25 protein-coding genes are annotated in these 22666 nt (G+C 34.5%); 22 read left to right on the top strand and 3 right to left on the bottom strand.

Features of this window, described 5'->3' with window-relative positions; genetic code table 11:
- Positions 1–26: 26 nt before the first annotated feature.
- The gene (locus HP569_RS09255) at positions 27–287 is read left to right on the top strand and encodes a metal-sensitive transcriptional regulator (RefSeq protein WP_182200892.1); all 261 of its coding nucleotides are present in this window, start codon (positions 27–29) and stop codon (positions 285–287) included.
- 87 nt (positions 288–374) lie between these two features.
- Positions 375–1658 (top strand): SpoVR family protein, encoded by a 1284-nt coding sequence (locus HP569_RS09250; protein WP_182200891.1) that lies wholly within the window; start codon positions 375–377, stop codon positions 1656–1658.
- 50 nt (positions 1659–1708) lie between these two features.
- Here HP569_RS09250 and HP569_RS09245 read toward each other — a convergent pair whose 3' ends face one another.
- Positions 1709–2017, bottom strand: a complete 309-nt coding sequence (locus HP569_RS09245) for an ArsR/SmtB family transcription factor (RefSeq protein ID WP_182200890.1) — start codon at positions 2015–2017, stop codon at positions 1709–1711.
- 17 nt (positions 2018–2034) lie between these two features.
- Positions 2035–2949 carry a cation diffusion facilitator family transporter gene (locus tag HP569_RS09240; protein ID WP_182200889.1) on the bottom strand — a complete coding sequence of 305 codons (915 nt, stop codon included), beginning with the start codon at positions 2947–2949 and terminating at the stop codon, positions 2035–2037.
- A 153-nt stretch (positions 2950–3102) separates the two neighbouring features.
- Here HP569_RS09240 and HP569_RS09235 point away from each other — a divergent pair, with 153 nt between their 5' ends.
- From HP569_RS09235 to HP569_RS09160, 16 genes are all read left to right on the top strand, one after another.
- A complete protein-coding gene (locus tag HP569_RS09235) occupies positions 3103–4590 on the top strand; it encodes a spore germination protein (RefSeq protein WP_246367059.1) in 1488 nt (495 codons plus the stop codon).
- 18 nt (positions 4591–4608) lie between these two features.
- Entirely contained in the window at positions 4609–5814 is a 1206-nt protein-coding gene (locus tag HP569_RS09230) for a Ger(x)C family spore germination protein (RefSeq protein ID WP_182200887.1), read from the top strand.
- 8 nt (positions 5815–5822) lie between these two features.
- Complete coding sequence (locus HP569_RS09225; protein ID WP_182200886.1) at positions 5823–6050, top strand: hypothetical protein; 228 nt, start codon at positions 5823–5825, stop codon at positions 6048–6050.
- Positions 6051–6069: 19 nt separating this feature from the next.
- Positions 6070–7164, top strand: a complete 1095-nt coding sequence (locus tag HP569_RS09220; protein ID WP_182200885.1) for a GerAB/ArcD/ProY family transporter — start codon at positions 6070–6072, stop codon at positions 7162–7164.
- 71 nt (positions 7165–7235) lie between these two features.
- Positions 7236–8228 carry a metal ABC transporter solute-binding protein, Zn/Mn family gene (locus HP569_RS09215; protein WP_182200884.1) on the top strand — a complete coding sequence of 331 codons (993 nt, stop codon included), beginning with the start codon at positions 7236–7238 and terminating at the stop codon, positions 8226–8228.
- 243 nt (positions 8229–8471) lie between these two features.
- Positions 8472–9407 carry a cytochrome aa3 quinol oxidase subunit II gene (gene qoxA / locus HP569_RS09210; protein ID WP_182200883.1) on the top strand — a complete coding sequence of 312 codons (936 nt, stop codon included), beginning with the start codon at positions 8472–8474 and terminating at the stop codon, positions 9405–9407.
- Positions 9408–9436: 29 nt separating this feature from the next.
- On the top strand, positions 9437–11380 hold the full coding sequence (qoxB, locus tag HP569_RS09205; RefSeq protein ID WP_182200882.1) for a cytochrome aa3 quinol oxidase subunit I: 1944 nt from the start codon (positions 9437–9439) through the stop codon (positions 11378–11380).
- Positions 11380–11976 (top strand): cytochrome aa3 quinol oxidase subunit III, encoded by a 597-nt coding sequence (gene qoxC / locus HP569_RS09200; protein ID WP_182200881.1) that lies wholly within the window; start codon positions 11380–11382, stop codon positions 11974–11976. Before qoxB ends, qoxC begins: the two co-directional genes overlap by 1 nt.
- 1 nt (position 11977) lies before the next feature.
- On the top strand, positions 11978–12271 hold the full coding sequence (gene qoxD / locus HP569_RS09195; RefSeq protein WP_182200880.1) for a cytochrome aa3 quinol oxidase subunit IV: 294 nt from the start codon (positions 11978–11980) through the stop codon (positions 12269–12271).
- A gap of 422 nt (positions 12272–12693) precedes the next feature.
- Positions 12694–13008 carry an MGMT family protein gene (locus tag HP569_RS09190; protein WP_182200879.1) on the top strand — a complete coding sequence of 105 codons (315 nt, stop codon included), beginning with the start codon at positions 12694–12696 and terminating at the stop codon, positions 13006–13008.
- 48 nt (positions 13009–13056) lie between these two features.
- Positions 13057–14202 (top strand): trans-sulfuration enzyme family protein, encoded by a 1146-nt coding sequence (locus HP569_RS09185; protein WP_182200878.1) that lies wholly within the window; start codon positions 13057–13059, stop codon positions 14200–14202.
- A gap of 65 nt (positions 14203–14267) precedes the next feature.
- Positions 14268–15026, top strand: a complete 759-nt coding sequence (locus HP569_RS09180) for a (S)-benzoin forming benzil reductase (RefSeq protein ID WP_182200877.1) — start codon at positions 14268–14270, stop codon at positions 15024–15026.
- A gap of 161 nt (positions 15027–15187) precedes the next feature.
- Complete coding sequence (locus HP569_RS09175) at positions 15188–15286, top strand: YjcZ family sporulation protein (protein ID WP_079709084.1); 99 nt, start codon at positions 15188–15190, stop codon at positions 15284–15286.
- A 215-nt stretch (positions 15287–15501) separates the two neighbouring features.
- Complete coding sequence (map, locus tag HP569_RS09170) at positions 15502–16257, top strand: type I methionyl aminopeptidase (RefSeq protein WP_182200876.1); 756 nt, start codon at positions 15502–15504, stop codon at positions 16255–16257.
- 88 nt (positions 16258–16345) lie between these two features.
- On the top strand, positions 16346–17083 hold the full coding sequence (locus tag HP569_RS09165) for an AzlC family ABC transporter permease (protein WP_425501857.1): 738 nt from the start codon (positions 16346–16348) through the stop codon (positions 17081–17083).
- Positions 17083–17376, top strand: a complete 294-nt coding sequence (locus tag HP569_RS09160; RefSeq protein ID WP_343051117.1) for an AzlD domain-containing protein — start codon at positions 17083–17085, stop codon at positions 17374–17376. Before HP569_RS09165 ends, HP569_RS09160 begins: the two co-directional genes overlap by 1 nt.
- Positions 17377–17440: 64 nt before the next feature.
- Here the strand turns inward: HP569_RS09160 and HP569_RS09155 are convergent, their stop codons facing one another.
- Positions 17441–18319, bottom strand: a complete 879-nt coding sequence (locus HP569_RS09155; protein ID WP_182200874.1) for a cation diffusion facilitator family transporter — start codon at positions 18317–18319, stop codon at positions 17441–17443.
- A gap of 219 nt (positions 18320–18538) precedes the next feature.
- On the opposite strand from HP569_RS09155, the gene HP569_RS09150 reads away from it, so the two are divergent.
- From HP569_RS09150 to fumC, 4 genes are all read left to right on the top strand, one after another.
- Entirely contained in the window at positions 18539–19762 is a 1224-nt protein-coding gene (locus HP569_RS09150) for an MFS transporter (protein WP_246367056.1), read from the top strand.
- Between the two features lie 101 nt (positions 19763–19863).
- Positions 19864–20109 carry an IDEAL domain-containing protein gene (locus HP569_RS09145; protein ID WP_182200873.1) on the top strand — a complete coding sequence of 82 codons (246 nt, stop codon included), beginning with the start codon at positions 19864–19866 and terminating at the stop codon, positions 20107–20109.
- Between the two features lie 180 nt (positions 20110–20289).
- A complete protein-coding gene (locus HP569_RS09140) occupies positions 20290–21090 on the top strand; it encodes a M15 family metallopeptidase (protein WP_182200872.1) in 801 nt (266 codons plus the stop codon).
- A gap of 108 nt (positions 21091–21198) precedes the next feature.
- Positions 21199–22590 (top strand): class II fumarate hydratase, encoded by a 1392-nt coding sequence (fumC, locus tag HP569_RS09135; protein WP_182200871.1) that lies wholly within the window; start codon positions 21199–21201, stop codon positions 22588–22590.
- The last annotated feature ends 76 nt before the right edge of the window (positions 22591–22666 follow it).

The following is a 22666-nucleotide window of genomic DNA, read 5'->3' as shown; positions in this document are numbered from 1 at the left end:
GTGATAATGAACTGGAGGTGAGTTTGATGGAATACACCCAACAAATGAAAAATAGAGTAAAACGTATGGAAGGCCAACTTCGCGGTATTCTAAAGATGATGGAAGATGGTACTGATTGCAAAGATGTGATTACTCAAATGTCTGCGGTCCGTACAGCAATGGACCGAACCATGGGAGTTGTCGTTAGTTCCAATTTAGTTACTTGTGTTAAACGGGCAGAGGATGAAGGTGAAGATACTGCTGAATATGTAAATGAAGCAGTAAATCTCTTAGTTAAAAGTCGATAAAAAATAAAATGAATCAAGTCTAACCTTTTTCATGATTCGAATGTACTTCTCATATACTGGAATGATTCTATATATGAGGTGATTCGAATGAAGCGAAGCGATCTAAATCAATTGAAAAGATCAATTGAAGAGATCACCGAGATTGCAAAAGGGTTTGGGCTTGATTTTTTTTCTATGCGCTATGAAATATGCCCACCTGATATTCTTTATACTTTTGGAGCTTATGGTATGCCAACAAGATTCTCTCATTGGAGTTTCGGCAAGCAATTTGAGTTGATGAAGCTTCAAAATGACCTTGGCTTGAGCAAAATATATGAACTTGTCATTAATTCTGATCCATGTTACGCATTTCTCTTACATTCTAATAGCTTGATTCAAAATAAATTGATTGTTGCACATGTCTTGGCGCATTCAGATTTTTTTAAAAATAATCTTTATTTCTCACGAACGAGAAAGGATATGAATGATTATATGTCTTTTGCTGCAGATCGAATAGATTCATATGAAAAACAGTTTGGTAAACAACAAGTAGAAGCGTTTTTAGATGCTGTATTATCTATACAAGATCAGATAGACACGAATCAAAGAGATCACGACGATCTTAAAGAAGATTTGCTTTTATTCATTGGAATATACAGTGAAAATCTACAAGAATGGCAAAGAGATATAATTACTATGCTTAGAGAAGAAATGTTATATTTTTGGCCACAGCTAGAAACAAAAATCATTAATGAAGGTTGGGCGACCTTTTGGCATCAGCGAATTATGCGTGAACTAGAATTAGAAACAGAGGAAGTAATTGAATTCGCCAAACTACATGCAGCCATTTTGAAAACATCAAAAACAAAAATAAATCCATATCATATAGGTGTAAAATTGTTTGAAGATATAGAAAAACGGTTTGATTACCCAACAGAGTATATGAGGAAAGCAGGTATCTCACCTTTTTCAGGTCAAGAAAAAATATTTGAAGTAAGAGAGATAGAGAATGATGTTTCGTTTTTTAGGAATTATTTGTCAGAAGAATTGATTGCACGTGAGAATTTATATGTATACCGAAAACAAGAAAAAGAATATAAAATCATTCATACAGATGGGGCAGATGTAAAGAATCAATTAATTAAGAATCTAATAAATGGTGGGGTTCCTTATTTAACTGTACATAGCGGTGATTACTTAAATAACGGTGAACTGTACTTGGTGCATCATTATGAGGGAATGGAATTGGATATCTATCAATTAGAAAGAACGTTACCTTATATTTATCAGTTATGGGGAAAGAATGTATATGTAGAAACTATAATAGAGAATAAATCAATGATTTTTATGTTTAATGGTACTCGAGTAATAAAAAAAGAAAAATCCGCATGACTCTAAATTAAAATTTTTAGTCATGCGGATTCATACTGGTTACAAATTCATTAATGGTGTCTTGTATGATGAATCATTTGTTCAAGTACATTGATAACGTGCTCATCATCATGTGAATAGTATAATGTTTTTCCATCACGTCTATATTTTACTAGTCTTAACTGTTTCAAAAATCTTAATTGGTGTGATACGTTCGATTGTTTCAATTCCAGACAATTAGATATTTCTGTCACAGAGCACTCTTTTTCAAATAATAAATGAAGGATTCGAATTCTTGTAGGATCAGAAAGTGCTTTGAATGTTTGAGATACGAGAAATAATGTTTCTTCATCAATAGGTTCATAATTTTTTTTATTCATCCACTATCGTCTCCTTCTTAATTACAACAATTCTCATGATCAATAATAGCTGTTCCTTCCCCTTCAATCTGAATCGTAGTATGATTTAAACTAAATTGAGTATGCAAAACGTTTGATGCCTCTTGTAATAGACTATCTCGATTTACCTCTTGCTTTACAATTAAGTGACAGCTTAAAGCAGGGAAATCTGATGTAATAGACCACACATGTAGGTCATGCACTTGCTGAACACCTTCTAGTGATAGTAACTGATGTTTAACTTCTTCCACATCAATATTCTCTGGTTTTCCTTCCATTAAAACATGAATAGAATCGCGTGTGATTCGCCAACCGCTGACTAATATTAAAATAGCAACTATAACACTAGCAATTGGATCAGCGATATTCCAATCAAATAGAAGAATTAGAACCCCAGCAATAATTGCCCCGACAGAACCTAACAAGTCGCCTAGAACGTGTAATAAAGCACTACGTAAATTTAAGTTATCCTCTGTATCCCCGCGCATCAAAATCCATGCAACAAGTATATTTACAATTAATCCAATAATTGCAATGACCATCATCATTCCATCAACAGAAGGAGGATTTGTAAAACGATTATAAGCCTCCCAGAAAATATAAAGAGAAATGACTAGCAATGTTAATCCATTTAGAAAAGCTGCTAATATTTCAAATCGTTTATAGCCATATGTTTTAGCTGCTGATGCGGCTCTTTCTCCAAAAGTAAAAGCCAATAAACTTAAGCCTAATGCGGCAGCATCACTTAGCATATGTCCAGCATCAGATAATAAAGCTAAACTATTCGTTAATAATCCACCGATCACTTCAACCACCATAAAGCTAGCAATTAATATAAAACTTAATAGTAAAGCTTTTTTATTAGCTTGATGCGAATGATGGTGATCATGTGAATGTCCATGATTGTGTCCCATGAAATCTCACTCCAATTCATATGTTCATGTATTCATATTATAATATGAATGAAATAAATGCAATGGTACAATGCAAAAGTATAAAAAAAAACAATTTGTATAAACTACATCTACTACAGTACCTTTATAAAATTCACATTGAGGATGTATACGATGTCTTTTTTTCAAAAAAAAAGCGACAAGAAACAAAACATAAACTTAACTAGTAATGCAGCAGAAAATAAACAAGTAATATATCAAGCCTTGGGGGAAAGTGCAGATATAACGAGTAGGACAATATCTGTAGACAAACAAAATCAGATTTCGATGGTACTTCTGTACATAAATGGTTTAGTAGATCAAAAAATTATTCAGAATATGGTATTAGAAACTTTAATGATTGAAATGGATGAACAGACGAAACAAGAAGTTGCTCAAACACCAAAAGATATACAATCAATCTATCAGGAATTTAGTTTGATTGCTGAAGAGTTACAAACAATAGAAGAGTTAATACTAGCGATATTAAATGGTGATACTGTTTTCTTTATAGATGGCAAGACGAGTGGATTTTCAATTAAAACACAAGGAGACCAGACAAGTAGAGGTGTGCAGCAAACAACCACCCAGCAAGTTGTTAGAGGTCCTAAAGATTCTTTTACAGAGTCAATAGATACAAATGTTGCATTAGTAAGAAAAAGGATCAAAGACCCAAACTTATGGTCGAAAAAGAAAGTGATTGGTTCAAAAACACATACGACAGTTGTTTATGCTTACTTAAATGGCGTTGTTAGTTCTGATTTAGTAACAGAGGTTGAGGAAAGGCTCTCTAAAATTGAGGTGAACTCGATTTTAGAAAGTGGAAATATTGAGGAGTTTATTCAAGATGAAACTTATACACCTTTCCCGACAGTATATAATACAGAACGACCTGATGCGATTGCTGCTGGAATTTTAGAAGGGAGAATTGCTATTTTTGTCGATGGAACTCCCGATGTATTACTTGTACCGGTATTATTTAAGCATTTTTTGCAGTCACCAGAGGATTACTATCAGCGTAGTGATATTGCAACTTTATTAAGATGGCTTCGAACATTAGCTTTGTTTCTTTCATTATTGACACCGTCTATTTATATTGCATTAACTACTTTCCATCAAGAAATGATTCCTACCACTTTATTGATTAGTTTAGCTGCTCAGCGAGAAGGAATACCATTTCCAGCTTTTGGTGAAGCCGTTCTTATGGAGATTACGTTTGAGTTACTTCGAGAAGCGGGCATTCGTTTACCAACCACGATTGGATCAGCCATCTCCATCGTCGGAGCGTTAGTTTTAGGACAAGCTACTGTGGAAGCTGGGATTGTATCAGCAATGATGGTTATTGTCGTTTCTTTGACTGCGATATCAAGCTTTGTGTTTCCAAGTTATAACTTTGGAATATCTATTCGAATTTTGCGATTTGGTTTTATGACCTTAGCGGCTACCTTTGGATTGTTTGGTATATTCATTGGTTTACTTCTTATAGTCATGCATTTAGTTGGATTACGTTCATTCGGGATGCCATATTTAACCCCGATTGCTCCTTTTAATAAGGAGGCACAAACAGATACGCTATTGCGCTTGCCTATATGGAAAAAAACAAAACAGAAAAAACCTAATTAAACAAAGAGGTTGAATAAGATGAGAAATAAGTTATTACTTGTACAGTTAATTATTGTATTGAGTATTTTAACTGGATGTTGGAGCTCGCGTGAACTGACAGACATTACTCTAGCGACTACTTTAGGAATAGATAAAATTGATGATGAATTTCAAGTAACTTTACAAGTGCTTAATCCAAATGAAATAGCTGGTGGAACTAATATTACTACACAATCTGCAATTAGTAATTATTCTGCGACAGGCAAAACAATTTTTGAAGCGTTACGACAATTAACAAAAGTGACTCCAAGAAAAGTGTTTCTTAGTCATTTACGTCTTGTTATTTATGGCGAAGAGGTGGCAAAAGAAGGAATAGGAGACTCACTTGATTTTCTAGTTCGAGACCATGAGCTTAGAACCGACTTTATGGTTATTGTTGCAAGAGGAAGTACGGCTGAACAATTGATGACGATATTCACGCCTTTAGAAAAAATACCTGCAAATAAAGTGATAAGCAGTATCGAAGCAACACATGATTTCCTTGGAATCGGTAAATTGATGTATATAGATAATTTGATAAATACGGTAATTAGTAAGAGTAAACAGGCCGTTGTTACCGGAGCATATATGAAAGGAAATATGGAAAGTGGATCAAGGTTAGAAAATGTAGAGAAGATATCTCCTGATGCATTGGTGTATATTGATCATCTGGCTGTCTTTAACAGTGATCAATTAATCGGTTGGCTGAATGAAGAAGAGAGTAAAGGTTTTAATTATATAACAGATGAAGTAAAAAATTCATTAGTCTCTGTTAAATTAAAAGATGGCTTGTTAGCTTTAGAAATTAAGAAGAGTAATACATCTCTTAAGTTTAAAGATAATAAAGGTAAAACGGAAATGCATATAGACATTTCAAGTGAAATAAGTGTCGGAGATGTAGATACAAATTTTAGAATCGAAAATCAATCTGATGTAAAACAAATTGAAGCGGCTGTTGAAACTAAGATCAAGCAACTGTGCCAATTGAGCATAGATAGAGCGAAAGAAATGAAAGCTGATATTTTTGGGTTTGGTGAAAATATAAAGCAGTACAATTATGATAAATGGAAAGAATGGGAAGATGATTGGACAGAGCAATTTATTGACTTACCTGTAAAAATAAATGTATCCGCTAATCTGGAGAACTCTGGTGTAATTAAAAAACCATTTTTCTATAAAATTAAGGAAAATCGAAAAGAGGACTAAAAACAATTATGTTTTATCTAGGTGCTTTTTCTATCCTCATCTTTTATTTAGAGTTAAAGCGAATTCGCTCAACAAAGAATAAGAAAGAAAGTTACATTTTTGCTGTATGCATGGTAGTCGTTGCACCACTACTAACGTTGCAAATTGGAGAAGTGATTGATTTTAGAATTGTTGATGCTTACATCTGGGCGATGCATCCAATTTCAAGCCCTTTCATGCATCTATTTAATCAATAATAATAAGCTGGTGATATAAATGATAGAAAAAATTAGCGTGAAACAATTTGCAATGTTAGCTTTTGTGAATTTAATCGGTACGTCGATTATTTTCATTCCAACAGTTGCTGCAAATTATGGAGAGCAAAATGCTTGGATTATTGTATTAGTAACGACTTTTGTTGGTATATTTGTTGTTTTAATGTATACTCTCTTGTTTTTAAAGAACAAAGGTACCAATATCTATTCTCTCATTGAGAAATTACTAGGCAAAAAATTAGGTTTACTAATCATTCTTATTTTTATGAGTTATGTATTTTTAAATATTAGTGCTAATTTGTGGACGGTGACACAGTTTATTTCGGTGCAAATCTTAGTAGGCACACCATCAACTGTGGTCATCTTTATGAATATATCTACGGCTGTTATTGCCGTTCGGAGTGGAATTGAAGTATTGACGCGAACAGCAGAAGTTTTTTTTCCATTCATTGTTCTCAGCTTAATTTTGTTATGTGTGATGGTGTTACCTGAAGTAAGAATTGAAAATGTACTTCCTATTTTAAAATCAAATAAGCTTAATCTCTTCCTTGGAGGAATCTCCATTCTATCTTTTACTTTTTTAGAATTAGTTATCCTTCTTGGGATCATGGATGATGTAGATGAAAAAGAAAAATTAAATAAGTACTTCTTAATTGGGTCAATACCAGCAAGCTTAATGATTACCTTCATCACGCTATTATGTATTTTGGTGTTAGGTGTTGAGCCAACCTCAGATTATACATATCCTATTTATGTGTTAGGTCAAAAAATTAATATTGCTTCATTTATACAACGAATAGAAGGAATTGGTGCATTTATTTGGTTTTTTACCAATTTTTTTAAGATATGTACTTCATTATATGTTTTGATGAAGGGGATAAAGCATATAACAAAAACAAAGGACGATAAAATATGGACCATTCCAATTTCCTATTTAATTTTCTCGTGTGCATATAATGGTTACAATAGTACATTTTATGATTTTGATCATACCACATATGTTCCAATAACTATTATAGTAGGTTTTTTCATACCTTTATTATTATTTATAGTTAGTTTTATTAAAAAAAATAGTAATACTTTTAATAAAACGTAACAATTACTATTTACAAAACGTAATCATTCCTATATAATTTTTTTAGTAATTTATATTAGGGAGCGATTGACTTGAAAAAGAAATCTAAATTGTTATTAATAATTAGCTTATTCTTAATTATTTCTGCTTGTAGTGAAAAAGAAGTAGCGGAAACTAATAATGGTGTGGAAAGCCAAGATCAATTAGAAGTATATACAACGATTTATCCACTTGCTTTCTTTACTTCGGAAATAGGTGGTTCCTATGTAGATGTAAATTCGATTCTACCAGCAGGTGCTGACCCACATTCTTTTGAGCCAACTTCGAAAATGATGGTTGATATTGCTGAGTCTGACCTGTTTATAAACAATGGAGCAAATTTAGAAAGTTATGCGGAAACCATTAAAGATACGCTTGAAAATGAAGAGGTAAAAATAATTCAAGCAACAAAAGACATGGATTTATTAACTCATACACATGAGCATGAAGGTCACGATAACGATCAAGAAGGGTTAGAAGATTCGACACATAAAACAGAAAGTGATTCACACGATCACGGAGACGTAGATCCCCATGTTTGGTTAGATCCTATGTTGTCTATTGAACTTGCAAACACAATTAAAGATGCACTAATCGAACAAATGCCAGAAAAAGAAACAAACTTTGAGGAAAATTTTCAGCAGTTGACTAGTAAGCTTAGTAACCTTGATTCAGAGTTTCATACTGTAATAGATCATGCAAATAAGAAAGAAATCCTTGTTTCACATGCTGCCTATGGTTATTGGGAAAAAGCTTATGGGTTAAAGCAAGTAGCTATAACTGGTTTATCTTCATCTGATGAACCATCACAAAAAGAAATCGAGCAAATACTTCAAACCATTGAAGAGAAAAACATAAAATATTTATTTTTTGAACAAAATGTTTCATCTCGATTAGCTTCAGTCATTCAACAAGAAGCAGGAGTAGAGACGTTGCAGCTGCATAACCTTGAGGTGCTTACTGATGAAGAAATGAAAGACAATCAGACTTATTTTTCTATTATGGAAAAAAACTTAAAAGCTTTGGAAAAAGCATTAAACGATTAGCCTAAAACATAAAGAATAACCTAAAAACATCCATTTTTATGGGTGTTTTTATTTTTGTCACATCTAATTGTGAACTTTTTATGACATTTAACGTTTTTTTAATACTTATTTAATAATAATTGTTAAAATATATTTGCTGTGGAAAAGTATTTACACTTTCCATATATTTAAGTATAATAACTTTTGTTATTCGTAGAGTGGTAGTATGATAATAAGAGGATGAAAGGGAAAGGAGAGAATGAAATGAAGCGTGTTCGTTCTGTAATGAAACTATTTATTTTATTCGTGGCAACATTAGCGTTGACTGCTTGTGAGCCGTTAACGGTATTCGATCCACAAGGACCAGTCGCACGTAATTTATCTGATCTAATTATTTTTTCAATTATTTTTATGGCAGTTATTGTAGTGACAGTCTATATATTATTTGGAATAATAGTCTGGAAATATCGTGAGAGAGAGGACAATAAAGATTACGAACCTCCATATGAAGAAGGAAGTAAAGCATTAGAGGTAACTTGGTTTATAATCCCAGTTATTATTGTTATTGCCCTTACTATTCCTACAGTTATTACTATTTCCGATGTAGAGGATATTCCTGAAGGTTATGAAGATCAAGAGCCTTTAGTTATTCATGTAACATCTGCAGACTGGAAATGGATATTTAGTTATCCTGAACAAGATATCGAAACTGTGAATTACATTAATATTCCTGCTAATCGTCCGATTCATTTTAAAATGACATCTGCCGGCACGATGCAGTCGTTCTGGATTCCATCGCTTGGTGGTCAAAAGTACACGATGGCAAATATGCAGACGCAACTATATTTAGTTGCAGACCGAGAAGGAGAGTACATTGGACGTAACACAAACTTTAACGGTGAAGGTTACGCACATATGGATTTTGAAGTAGTTGCAGAGTCTCCTAGCAAGTTTAATGAATGGGTCGATGAAGTTAAGAATACTGCAAATGAATTAACTGAAGAGAAATATGCAGAGATTCTTCAGCCTACAGTTATTGGTCGAGAAACATATAATGGAACACACTTACAATGGATTGACCACGCACATGGCGGATCAGAAAAATATATAGATCCAGAAGCGTATGAAGGTCATTTGATTGAAAATAAAAAAGCAGATGATGATTCGGTCACAGACAGTGAATCGAATGAGAAAGAATAGACTAATTTTTACCCGGAGGTGAACAAATAATGAAACTAGATGAATTTTTCGTAACAGGTGATCCTCTAATCCTAGGATCGCAAATTGCAATTGGTTTAACAATGGTTGGATTAGTTGTGCTAATCACCTATTTAAAGAAATGGAAATGGTTATGGAATGAATGGTTTACAACTGTTGACCATAAGAAGATAGGTATTATGTATATTATTGCTGGTGTATTAATGTTCTTCCGTGGTGGAGTAGATGGCTTGATGATGAAAGCCCAAACTTCACGTCCAAACATGGAATTCTTAGATGCACAGCATTATGATGAAGTATTTACAACACATGGTGTAGTTATGATTCTTTTCATGGCAATGCCGTTGTTAATAGGTATTATAAACGTGGTTATGCCACTTCAAATTGGTGCAAGAGACGTAGCATTTCCAAAGCTTAACGCATTAAGCTTTTGGACATTCTTTGTTGGTGCTATGCTATTTAATATTTCATTTGTTATCGGGGGTTCACCTGATGCTGGTTGGACATCATATTTCCCACTAGCAGGTTCGGAATTCTCTCCTGATGTAGGAAACAACTATTATGCGATTGCACTTCAAATCGCAGGTGTAGGGACGTTAGCTTCAGGTATTAACTTTATTGTTACTATTCTGAAAATGCGTGCCCCAGGAATGAAGTTAATGAAAATGCCGATGTTCTCTTGGACTACATTGGTAACTTCTGTACTTATTGTTGCAGCATTCCCGATCTTTACTGTAGCTTTAGCTCTGATGACTTTAGATCGAATTTTTGGTGCTCACTTCTTTACGGTAGCTGGTGGCGGAGATCCAATGCTATGGTTAAACCTATTTTGGCTATGGGGTCACCCAGAAGTTTATATCGTTGTACTACCGGCATTCGGTATGTTCTCTGAAGTAATTGCAACATTCTCAAGAAAGAATTTGTTCGGTTATACAGCAATGGTAGTTTCCATTGTAGCAATTGCATTTTTAAGTATGCTTGTATGGGTTCACCACTTCTATACAATGGGGAACAGTGCAGCAGTTAACTCTGTATTCTCAATTACAACGATGATGATTGCAATACCTACTGGTGTAAAAATATTTAACTGGCTCTTTACTATGCGTAAAGGAAGGATTAAGTTCACCAATGCGATGCTTTGGGCACTAGCATTTATACCGAACTTTACTATTGGTGGGGTTACAGGTGTTATGCTCGCTATGGCAGCTGCCGACTATCAGTATCATAATACGCTGTTCTTAGTTGCCCACTTCCACTATACATTGATCCCTGGTGTTGTATTCGCGGTATTTGCAGGGCTGTACTACTGGTGGCCAAAAATGTTTGGTTTTAAACTAAATGAAAAGATTGGTAAATGGCATTTCTGGCTATTTGTAATAGGCTTTAACTTAACATTTATGCCAATGTTCTTTGTAGGATTAGACGGAATGTCTCGTCGTATGTACACCTACTCTGAAAGCACAGGTTGGGGACCGTTATTAGGGATTTCAGCTGTTGGTTCTCTAGTACTTGCTGCTGGTTTCGCAGCATTAGTTTATAACATCTACTGGAGCTTTAGATATGCTTCACGTGATATCGGTGGAGATCCTTGGGATGCCCGTACGTTAGAGTGGGCAACTGCTTCACCAGTACAAGAATACAATTTCGCCATTACTCCTCAAGTAACAGATCATGATGAGTTCTGGTTAATGAAAAAACAAGGAAGAAATACGATCAAGAAAGAAGACGTTAAAGATATTCATATGCCAAGTAACTCGGCTATTCCGATTATACTAAGTGTGGCAATGGGTATTGTTGGTTTCTTCTTAGTCTTTGAATGGGTTACTTTAGCGGCAATATTCTCTGTTCTTATTATTGGAGGATTAATTGCGAATTCCTTTGATTATGATGATGGATACCATATTCCTGCTAAAAAGGTATGGGAAACAGAACAAAAGTGGAGAGGTGATCTATAATGGCATCACAAACGTCAACACCATTAGAGTATAGTACAAAGCAAAATGAGATGAATATTCTAGGCTTTTGGATTTTCTTAGGTGCTGAGATTGTGTTGTTCTCTACTTTATTTGCAACATACTTTGTTTTAGAACAAAGCTATGCTGGTGGGCCAACACAAAGCGATTTATTCATTTTAAAAGATGTATTAATTGAAACATTTTTACTTCTAACAAGTAGTTTCACGATGGGATTAGCTATCCATCAAATGCGTGGTAATAATAAAAATGCAATGTTGTTTTGGACAGTTGCGACATTACTACTTGGCTTAGGATTTTTATATTATGAGATTAACGAGTTTAATCACTATATACACGAAGGTCTTACATTGCAGACAAGTGCATTTGGCTCTGCATTCCTTACACTATTAGGTACACACGGGGTTCACGTTGCGCTTGGTATTGGTTGGGTTATCGCGTTAATCATTCAAGTTGTAAGACGTGGAATTACAGCCGTAACAGCACGTAAGTTTTTCATTGTCAGTTTATACTGGCACTTCCTAGATGTTGTGTGGATCTTTATCTTTACCTTTGTGTATCTGAAAGGACTGATGTAAGATGAAAAAACATTTTCCAATGAATCATGTCATAGGATTTCTATTGTCCATTGCGTTAACTTTATTCGCATTATTTATTGCATTTGAAACAGATTTCACTACAAACGTTAAGTTATGGATTATCGGTGCATTTGCGATTTTCCAAGCACTTGTTCAGTTAATCATGTTCATGCATATGACAGAGGGTAAGGCAAAGGTAGCTAATATAATCAACATTTCATATAGTGTGTTCTTAGCTGTAGTTATTGTAGCAGGATCTATTTGGATTCTAACTACTGGCCACGCTGCACATTAAATACGACTAAATGATAAACTCTCTTGTAACTTTACTTTAACTAGTAAGTTGCAAGGGAGTTTTTTATTATTGTCTTTGTTGATTTTAAAAAACTAAATTCACCTGTGAAGGTCTTAGAATAGACCCGTCTATCGACTGATAATAAATCCCTCCACCTGCCGTTATCAAATAGTATCTAATTGCTTATACTCTATTTAATGGATAAATAAGGAGTGAGCAAGATGAACGTCTATGAGGTAGAACAAACGATTATCGATAAGCGACCTAAGTAATTTAGAAGGGAGGGTGAGCAATTTGAAGGTCTTCATCGATATAAATAAATAAAAGCTATTTTCTAATATATTAGAGAATAGCTTTTATTTATTTATCAGAAAATTCATGCTATAATGTGCTAGATAAAGTTGTAAAGAAGGATAGATGTAATGATGCAATTTTCATCAAATGTGATTCAAATTATTCTACAAATACCTAAAGGAAAAGTAATGACGTATGGACAAATTGCTGAAATGGCTGGGAACAAAAGAAGTGCAAGGCAAGTCGCATGGATTTTGAATCGTTCTAGTGAAAAATACGAATTACCATGGCATCGAGTCATTAATAGTAAAGGGAAAATTAGTTTGCCAGGGGAACATGGTCTCTATCAAAAAAAATTATTAGAAGATGAAGGTGTTTTAATAGACGAGTCAAGTAAAGTCAATTTAAAGATACATGGTTATATTCCATATATAGAAATATAAATAGAAAATGTACAGACAATTGTAATGGTTTAATATGGGGGGATAAGAATGAAACGTTTTGATACAAAATCAGTTCAATTATCGATTAAAAACACAAACAAAATAAATAGTAAAGTAACACCAATTTACCAAACAACGGCTTTCAAATTTTCGGATCTAGACGATTTAGAAAAGTTTTATCAAGGCGAGCAAGATTACTTATATTCAAGAGTTGGAAATCCAAATACTGATGAATTAGGTCAAGCCGTTGCTCAATTAGAAGACGCAACAGATGGGATAGCGACATCCTCTGGTCTATCTGCTATTTTAATTGGCATTCTTGCAGTAGCAAAATCAGGGGATCATATTATTGCTGCTACAGATATTTACGGTGGTACGTATCAATTGTTGGCTAAAGAGCTAAAAGATTTTGGAATAGATGTATCCTTTGTTGATTTTACGCAACCAAAAGAGATCGAAGCATGTATTAGAGAAAATACTCGATTACTTTATACAGAATCGATTACTAATCCATTGCTCAGGGTAGAGGATCTTGATCGTATTGTCAGTATGGCAAAAGAATATCAACTCTACACGATGATTGATAATACGTTTGCCACTCCTTACTTATGCCAGCCGTATCATAAAGGGATTAACTTGGTTGTGCATAGTGCAACCAAATATTTAGCAGGTCATAGCGATGTAACTGCAGGTGTTTTGGTAGGTGAAAAGGAGTTAATCGAAAAGGCACGAGAAAAAGCTGTTAATATTGGTACGAATCTAAGCCCATTTGATGCCTGGCTTGCAGTTAGAGGTATCAAAACACTTAGTGTGCGTATGGAAAGGCACAATGCCAATGCGCAAAAGTTGTCTAATAAACTATCACAACATCGTGCTGTTTCAAAAGTTTATTACCCAAAGTATGTAACGCCAAAAGGAAATGGTGCCATTGTATCCATTGATCTAACGAATTATTGTAATATGGAACTTTTCTTTAAATCCTTACAATGGGTGAAAATTGTACCAACACTAGCGGGCGTAGAAACTTCTGTTTCATATCCAATTGCTACTTCGCATAGGGCGCTGCCAAAGCATGTACAAGATGAATTGCAAATAACTGAAGGATTGGTCCGTATTTCTGTAGGTATTGAAGATGCTGAGGACATTATTGAGGCGTTTGAATATGCGATTGAATCATCAGTCATTACTAAATAACAATTTTTTATGAATAAAACTATATTTCAATAAAAAATGAAGTATTTCAATTTAGGAGGGAAATAATGAAATACGCAATAATTACTGGCACATCTAAAGGGTTAGGTGCATCAATTGCGGCATTATTAATGAAACGAGGAGTACACGTGATTGGTGTATCTCGTAGTAAAAATACTAAATTAGAAAACTTAGCTATTGAAAATAGCGTATCCTACCAGCATTATACGTGTGATCTTTCGCGTGTAGAAAAGGTGGAAAGGGTTTTTTCGATCATTGCTAATCAATGTAATCGACCAGAAATAACTGATATTTACCTTATTCACAATGCTGGGACGGTTAATCCAATAAACACAGCTGACCAATATACTTCAGAGGCTATTACTGCGCATGTAAATGTAAACTTGATTGCTCCAATGGTTGCTTCAAGTATTGTTTTAAAAAAATCGAAGAAATTTAATTTACCTCTAATTAATGTGTATGTTACATCAGGAGCAGCAGATCGGTCGGTATATGGTTGGAGTGCATACAGTGCGACGAAAGCCGGGATCAATCGTTTTGCAAAGACAGTGGCATTAGAGCAAAGTCAATTAGATAATGATAACAAAGTAATGATTTTTGATCCAAGCATTATGAACACTGAAATGCAGCAAGAAATTCGTTCAACATCAAAAGACGCATTTCAGGATGTTAATCAATTTCAACAATATAAAAAAGATAACAAACTTAGAAGTACAGATACAGTAGCCCAGGTTTTAATTAATATACTAATGGAATCAAATAAAATTGAAAATGGTGGGTACTACAGTGTAAAGGATGTATTGTAAACCCATCTAGTTTAACTTACTTGTAGAGTTATCACTTCATGCCGTTTCAGTATTGTGTTCAATTGGGTAATAAGTCATTCACCCATTTTTGTCATTTTGCTTCCCACTTCGCTATTATCGACATATCCTATAGTGAAATAAGTAAAGGAGGGAATTACAAGATGAGTGCAGGTTATAATTATGGTGCAGGCTTTGCGTTGATTGTTGTTTTATTCATCTTATTGATTATCATTGGTGCCTCTTGGGGTTACGGCTACTAATAATCAAAAAGAATGTTAAATTTCAGAAATAGGGGACGCAATAAGTGCGTTCCTTATTTTTGTTCTAATTGTGTTGACAATCGATGCATTCTAGAAGAAAATGTAGTAATGAATAAAAGAAAAGAGACTTACATAAAAACAAATAATCCAAGTGTGACTTGTGGCTAGTTTGTTAAAAATGAGCTATAGTTAGATAAGAAAGGAAGGATTGTGAAATGATTATTAGAAAAAGCGAACGAGAAATAGAAATGATGAAAAAAGCGGGGGAGTTGTTAGCCTCTTGTCATAAAGAAATAGCTAAAATGATTAAACCTGGTATAACTACACATGAAATTGATCAGTTCGTGGAGAAATATTTAGCAGACAATGGTGCAACACCCGAGCAAAAAGGATACAACGGCTATGAGTATGCAACTTGTGCTTCGATTAATGACGAGATCTGTCATGGTTTTCCTCGTAAGGAGCCATTAAATCAAGGAGACATTGTTACGATCGATATGGTAGTTAATTTAAATGGTGGTTTAGCTGATTCTGCCTGGACATACGTAGTAGGTGAGCCTGACGAAAAGACTGCTCATTTATTAGATGTAACAAAAGAATCTTTATATAAAGGGATTGAACAAGCAATAGTAGGTAATCGTATTGGTGATATTGGTCATGCAATACAACAATATGCAGAAGCAGAAGGATTTTCAGTTGTACGTGACTTTACTGGTCACGGTATTGGACCAACGATACATGAATCTCCACATATTCCGCATTATGGTTTACCAGGGAAGGGTGCTCGTTTGAAAGAAGGTATGGTAATTACAATAGAGCCAATGTTAAATGAAGGTTCTTGGCACAGTAAAATGGATAATAACAATTGGACTGCCAGAACAGTGGACGGAGAACGATCAGCTCAATTCGAACATACCGTTGTTGTTACAAAGGATGGTCCGTTGATTTTAACAGAGCAAGACGAACTTTAAAGGATAAAACACGGCACACAATGAAAGATGTGTGCTGTATTTTTTTATCTTTTCATAAATCTTAAATAACAACTTGGAGAGATGTAGCTTGATAGAAGAAATCAATCATTTAAACGAGGAGCAGCTGCATAAAAAGATTTTATTAAAGAAAGGGTTTATGGCAGCATTACCAATTGTTTTAGGATATTTTCCGATTGCAATAACATACGGTGTTCTAGCGGCTCAGGCAGGAATTTCATTAATTGAACTAACAGCAATGAGTATTCTAGTTTACGCAGGTGCAGCCCAGTTTATGGGTGTAAGTATGATTACGGTAGGTGCAGGTTCATTAGAAATCATTATTGCAACTTTCGTCCTTAATTTTAGACATTTTGTTATGAGTTTATCATTTGCAAATCGTACAAGAGGCTTACAAGCAAAGTGGAAAGTACCATTATCATTAGGCTTAACAGATGAATCATTTTCCATTGCTTCACTACATACAAAGGAAGCTGAACAGACAAACGGTGGCTATTTTTATGCCGCTTTAATTATATCTGCTTATGCTTCGTGGGTGATTGGATCATTTTTAGGTGGTATGCTAGGAGATGTTATTCCGGCTACTTTAAGTCAAAGTATGGGGATAGCATTGTATGCGATGTTTATTGGCTTATTAATTCCATCTGTAAAAAAAGAAATCCGTTATGGTTATGTTGCTGGATTAGCCATGATTTTTAATTATATTTTTTCTTATACGTTTTCTATTGATCAAGGATGGAGCATTGTATGTAGTACATTACTTGCAAGTTTGATTGGTGTATTTATTATAAGGGGGAAAACGATGTGATGGTGTTTATTATTATAGGTATGTCCTTAGTCACAATGATTCCTCGTTTCTTGCCAATTTTTATCATTGATCGAATACCATTTCCAAAATGGGTCAATCAGTGGCTGGATATTATTCCATATGCTGCTCTAGGTGCATTAATTTTCCCTGGAGTGTTATCCGTTATTCCAGATAAGCCATGGATAGGGTTAACCGGAGCTGTAATTGCGGTAATTTTAGCTATCGTACGTGCAAATGTCATCATTGTAGTTTTAGGGTCTACACTGACAGTATTTTTATTTTTGATGTTGTAACCTTAATAAGAGCCTCATTTAGTGATGAGAGGTTATTCAACCTATTTCGTTGCTAAATGAGGTTTTACTTTTCATTACTAGGATATGGCTCAATGTGAATATGTGCATGTGGTACATCATGTTTTTCAGATAATAGCTCTTCTATTCTATCTGTAATATGGTGACTTTGTTCTACAGTTAAGCGTGGATCTACATATAATGTAATTTCTACTAGCACTTGATTTCCATGTAAACGACCTTTAATATCTTTGACCTCTAACACATCTTCATCTTGGTTAATACTAACTTTAATCTCTTCTAATAGATCTTCATCAAATCCGTCTGTTAGCGTATGACTTGCATCACGAAAAATTTCCCAAGCCGTTTTACAAATAATTAATCCAACAATAAATCCAGTAATAGGATCTAGCCAAAATAGTCCGAATTGAGCACCGATAATTCCAATAAATGCACCAATACTTACGAGTGCATCTGATTTATTATCTTGCGCCGCTGCATATAAAGATGTACTATTCACTTTTTTAGATAATTGAAGATTATAACGATAAACGCCAAACATTACAAAAGAAGCAATTAAAGCTGTCCATCCGGTCAGCATTGAAGGCTGTTCATAATTTGAATAAATTATAGACTGGGTAGTTGCAAAAATTACTTGTAAACCTACCGAAATCATAATAAAAGCCGCAATGAGGGAAGCAATTAATTCTGCACGATAGTGACCATAGTGATGATCAGAATCGGGTGGCTTTCTAGATATCCTTAATCCAATTAATACAGCAATGGAAGCAAGCACATCCGTTGTATTATTTAATCCATCTGCACGTAATGCCGAGGAATTACCAAATGAAGCGATAATCAATTTCAGGGCAGCCAAACATAAATAAGCGATTATACTAATCCAGGCTCCTTTTTCACCCTTTTTTAAGTTGTTGTATTCATCCATGGTTTTTCCTCCTAATTTATTAGCATATCTAGCTTATCAAATGGATTGTGGTTGAGTCTAGAGAAACAATACTTCACTAAGCAACATCAATTGTGATAAAGAAAGGTTGTTTGCTTTGTCAAACATTTCTAGCGTACCTAATAATAATAAAGAAATACATTAATTTGAGATGAATAAAGCATAATAGGGTGTAGTATCTATGGAAGAAGGCGATAAGGATTGTATAATCAGCTTGATCAAAAGGATAAAAGCGTATATGACAAAAGGTGGGCAATTGTTTCTCTAGCATCTGTCCCATTAATTATGACTTTAGGTAATTCAATGCTAATTCCCGTATTACCATTAATGGAAAAGAAAATTAATATTACAGCTGTTCAATCAAGCTATATTATTACTTTTTATTCGATTGTTGCAATTTTTCTTATTCCTTTGGCAGGTTTTCTGTCTGACCGATATGGAAGAAAAGTTGTTATTATCCCATCGTTACTCATCGCTGGACTTGGTGGTTTTATCTCTGGCTATGCTGCTTGGAAGATGCAGTCACCTTATGTCATTATTTTAGTGGGGCGTGTTTTACAAGGTATTGGTGTTTCTGGTACTGCACCTATTGTGTTGCCTTTAGTTGGAGATATGTTTGAACGGGATGAAGATGTTAGTTCCACATTAGGAATAATAGAAACTGCAAATACATTAGGAAAAGTACTTAGTCCTATTTTTGGTGCTGCTTTAGCAAGTGTAATTTGGTTTCTGCCATTTTGGATGATACCGATCTTTTGTATCTTGTCAGCGGTTCTCGTTTTTTTTCTTGTAAAAAAACCTAATAAAAAAGACCCGCCATTTTCGATACAATGCTATTGGAAAAATACTAAAAATACGTTTGTTGAGCATGGAACATGGTTAATTGCAGTATTTATTATTGGTGCTGCTTTAATGTTTGTCTTGTTTGGTGTTCTTTTTTACCTTTCTACTGTGTTAGAGGATAACTACCAGATTGAGGGTATAAAAAAAGGTTTTTACTTAGCTGTACCACTTGCAGCGCTGTGTTTATCATCCTATCTTACAGGTAGGAAGATTAAATCAGATATAAAAATAATGCGAAAAATTATTATTATTGGGTTATTTATGATGTGTTGCTCAACTATTGCTATCGGCTTTTCAAGCTATTTTATTTATACGTTAACTGTTTTTGTCATTGGAGGAGTTGGAATTGGCATTGGATTACCTTGTTTGGATGCCATCATTACACAATCAATCGAAAAAGAAGTGAGAGGAACAACTACTTGCTTATATAGTTCAGCAAGATATATTGGTGTTGCCCTTGGTCCCCCAGCGACAGCAATATTAATGAAATACAATGTTTGGTGGATGGTAGCAGTTTTTAGTTTGGTTGGCTTGTTAGCAGTGTTCCTTTCTATTAATAAAATACATCGAAAGGCAGCTTAATTTCGTTTATTTAATTAATATTCTGAAAATTGTATGCGTAACTATTGCATTCGAGCTAAAAATCTTAGATAATAGAAAAAAGGAACAAGGAGGCGTGTTCCATGAAAAAGCAAAAAGTCAATTATTGTTTAGAAAGGTATGCTGTGTTAAAACATTCACCAATCAAAGCGAAAAAAGAAATTTCTTTTGAGATTAAGCTTGCATCACAACTGCTTTTGGATGAATTAGTTGTAAAATGGAATAAATCAAATTTAGAACAGCGTATTAATCAAGCGATTGACAATCAAGATGAGACTGCTTTTCAAGAGTTAAGTAAAAGTTATCAAGCCTATGCATACGAATTTTAAAATAAGCTATATCCCTTGTCATATTGACGAGGGATTTTTTTGTGTGAAATGGGACATTGGGGTCAGTCCCCAATGTCCCAAAAGGATAATATTCCCTTATTTTTATAGCTCCTTGATAGAAATTTTATGTTATAGTGAAATGTAGTTAGAATTAGAATGTAAAGGTGAGAGGATTTTAATATGAAGAAATTTTTTATTGTTTTCGCATGCTTGATAGGGTTGTTCTTAACAGCTTGTCAGCAAGAGGATAATCAGCAGGCTGAAGATCATGCAAACAAACAACAAGAAGCGGATCAACCAACTAAAGATGAATTAGATGATTCTAAAAATAATAAAGAAGAGGAAACGAATAAGCATATAGCTAAAATAGAGGAAGAAACAGGTTTACATGTAGTTGACAATCCAGAAAGTGAATTAGTGTATGTCAACAAGCAAAGAAAGTTACCGACAGGATATGTTCCACCTAACTTAACAGTTCCAGATGTACCTCATTTCTCAAAAGAAGGGAATCCGAAACGACAACTACAAAAAAGTGCAGCTGATGCATTAGAGGAACTGTTTGCAGAAGCTCAAAACAATGGCATTGGTCTTGTTGCTGTTTCTGGCTATCGCTCGTATGAAAGACAAGAGAGTATTTACTCTAGCATTGTGGATACAAAAGGCCAGGACCATGCAGATAAGTATTCAGCTAAGCCTGGAACAAGTGAACACCAAACAGGTTTAACGATGGATGTGGCATCTGCGACGGAAACTGTATCAACATTATTAGAAGAATCTTTTAGTCAGACAGATGCGGGTGGATGGTTAGCTGAACATGCCCATGAATTTGGATTTATTATTCGTTATCCAAAGGGAAAAGAAGATATTACTGGATATAGTTATGAGCCATGGCATATTCGCTATGTCGGGCATGAGGTAGCACAAACGATTTATCAAAAAGATATTACATTGGAAGAATACTTTGGTTATGATTATGAATAAGACAATAATCCTTTTTCGCGATATAGCGGAAAAGGATTTTTTCTAGTTTTTAAAAGAAAAAGAAGCTACAATAGAATGAGATAAATTATATTTAAAGGAGTCAAATCAATGTCTTATCGGATAGAGAAGGATACTATTGGTGAAATACGAGTAGAAGAATCAAAGTATTGGGGAGCGCAAACACAACGCAGCATAGAGAACTTCCCTATTGGAACAGAAATTATGCCAGAACAACTGATTCAAGCTTTTGCAATTTTAAAACGAAGTGCAGCGGAGGTTAATCATGAGCTTGGTCAGTTAGAAAAAGACAAAATGTTAGCTATTCAGTATGCTTCAGACCAAATTATTGCTGGTAAAATGAATGATCACTTTCCATTAGTCGTCTGGCAAACAGGTAGTGGAACGCAAACAAATATGAATATGAATGAAGTGATTGCATATGTCGGAAATCAATGGTTAAAAGAACAAGAGAGTGAGACCATACTTCATCCTAATGACGATGTTAATCAATCACAAAGCTCTAATGATACCTTTCCTACAGCAATGCATATTGCCGCTGTAGTTTCGATTGAAGAGCATTTATTTCCAGCAGTAAATGAAATGAAAGAAACCTTACAAAATAAAATAGAAGAATTTCAGCATATTATTAAAATTGGGAGAACACATTTACAAGATGCAACACCGGTCACCTTTTCACAAGAGATTAGTGGTTGGTTAGAAATGATTACTCAATCAGAAAAAATGATTAAAGACAGCTACCGGTATTTACGAGAACTTGCGATTGGTGGAACGGCTGTAGGTACTGGCTTAAATGCGCATCGTGATTTTGGACAACGTGTATGTGATCAAATTTCAAAGCATACAAATGGTGTGTTTACCTCCGCACCAAATAAATTTCATGCATTGACAAGCCATGATGCAATTGTACACACGCATGGTGCATTAAAAAGTCTTGCGGCTAACCTAATGAAAATTGCAAATGATATTCGTTGGTTAGCAAGCGGTCCGAGAGCAGGATTTGGTGAAATTACGATTCCGGCAAATGAGCCAGGGTCATCCATTATGCCAGGTAAAGTAAATCCAACACAAACAGAGGCAATTACTATGGTGGCTGCACAGGTAATGGGAAATGATACGACGATTGGGATTGCTGCTAGTCAGGGGAATTTTCAATTAAATGTATATAAACCAGTCATTATTTATAACCTATTACAGTCTATTCAACTTTTAGCCGACAGTATTGCATCTTTTGACCAAAGATGTATAAAAGGGATTCGACCAAACGAAACAAAAATGAATCAATATTTAGAGCAGTCTCTAATGCTCGTTACAGCACTTAACCCTCATATCGGTTATGAGAAAGCTGCAAGTATAGCGAAAAAAGCTTATCAAGAAAACACAACATTAAAACAAGCAGCTGTATCTTTAAATATACTCAGCGAAAAGGCGTACGATCAATTGGTCAATCCAATGAATATGCTCGGTCCTACGGATAATTAAGGATGTTTTTCCACCTATTTAATTTATAAACTTTCATTTTTTGCTCACACTAAGGTTTGTAGGAGGTGAGTAAAGG

The sequence above is a fragment of the Paraliobacillus salinarum genome (assembly GCF_014083865.1).
Lineage (GTDB): Bacteria > Bacillota > Bacilli > Bacillales > Amphibacillaceae > Paraliobacillus > Paraliobacillus salinarum.
This window is presented reverse-complemented; position numbering and strand designations above follow the sequence as displayed.

Coding starts and splice junctions, on each gene's coding strand:
- HP569_RS09250 (WP_182200891.1), top strand. CDS start 375: ATGAAGCGAAGCGATCTAAATCAATTGAAAAGATCAATTGAAGAGATC.
- HP569_RS09180 (WP_182200877.1), top strand. CDS start 14,268: ATGAAATACGCAATAATTACTGGCACATCTAAAGGGTTAGGTGCATCA.
- qoxA (WP_182200883.1), top strand. CDS start 8,472: ATGAAGCGTGTTCGTTCTGTAATGAAACTATTTATTTTATTCGTGGCA.
- HP569_RS09220 (WP_182200885.1), top strand. CDS start 6,070: ATGATAGAAAAAATTAGCGTGAAACAATTTGCAATGTTAGCTTTTGTG.
- HP569_RS09155 (WP_182200874.1), bottom strand. CDS start 18,319: ATGGATGAATACAACAACTTAAAAAAGGGTGAAAAAGGAGCCTGGATT.
- HP569_RS09145 (WP_182200873.1), top strand. CDS start 19,864: ATGAAAAAGCAAAAAGTCAATTATTGTTTAGAAAGGTATGCTGTGTTA.
- HP569_RS09225 (WP_182200886.1), top strand. CDS start 5,823: ATGTTTTATCTAGGTGCTTTTTCTATCCTCATCTTTTATTTAGAGTTA.
- qoxD (WP_182200880.1), top strand. CDS start 11,978: ATGAAAAAACATTTTCCAATGAATCATGTCATAGGATTTCTATTGTCC.
- HP569_RS09140 (WP_182200872.1), top strand. CDS start 20,290: ATGAAGAAATTTTTTATTGTTTTCGCATGCTTGATAGGGTTGTTCTTA.
- HP569_RS09185 (WP_182200878.1), top strand. CDS start 13,057: ATGAAACGTTTTGATACAAAATCAGTTCAATTATCGATTAAAAACACA.
- HP569_RS09240 (WP_182200889.1), bottom strand. CDS start 2,949: ATGGGACACAATCATGGACATTCACATGATCACCATCATTCGCATCAA.
- HP569_RS09175 (WP_079709084.1), top strand. CDS start 15,188: ATGAGTGCAGGTTATAATTATGGTGCAGGCTTTGCGTTGATTGTTGTT.
- map (WP_182200876.1), top strand. CDS start 15,502: ATGATTATTAGAAAAAGCGAACGAGAAATAGAAATGATGAAAAAAGCG.
- qoxB (WP_182200882.1), top strand. CDS start 9,437: ATGAAACTAGATGAATTTTTCGTAACAGGTGATCCTCTAATCCTAGGA.
- HP569_RS09255 (WP_182200892.1), top strand. CDS start 27: ATGGAATACACCCAACAAATGAAAAATAGAGTAAAACGTATGGAAGGC.
- fumC (WP_182200871.1), top strand. CDS start 21,199: ATGTCTTATCGGATAGAGAAGGATACTATTGGTGAAATACGAGTAGAA.
- HP569_RS09160 (WP_343051117.1), top strand. CDS start 17,083: ATGGTGTTTATTATTATAGGTATGTCCTTAGTCACAATGATTCCTCGT.
- qoxC (WP_182200881.1), top strand. CDS start 11,380: ATGGCATCACAAACGTCAACACCATTAGAGTATAGTACAAAGCAAAAT.
- HP569_RS09235 (WP_246367059.1), top strand. CDS start 3,103: ATGTCTTTTTTTCAAAAAAAAAGCGACAAGAAACAAAACATAAACTTA.
- HP569_RS09190 (WP_182200879.1), top strand. CDS start 12,694: ATGATGCAATTTTCATCAAATGTGATTCAAATTATTCTACAAATACCT.
- HP569_RS09245 (WP_182200890.1), bottom strand. CDS start 2,017: ATGAATAAAAAAAATTATGAACCTATTGATGAAGAAACATTATTTCTC.
- HP569_RS09230 (WP_182200887.1), top strand. CDS start 4,609: ATGAGAAATAAGTTATTACTTGTACAGTTAATTATTGTATTGAGTATT.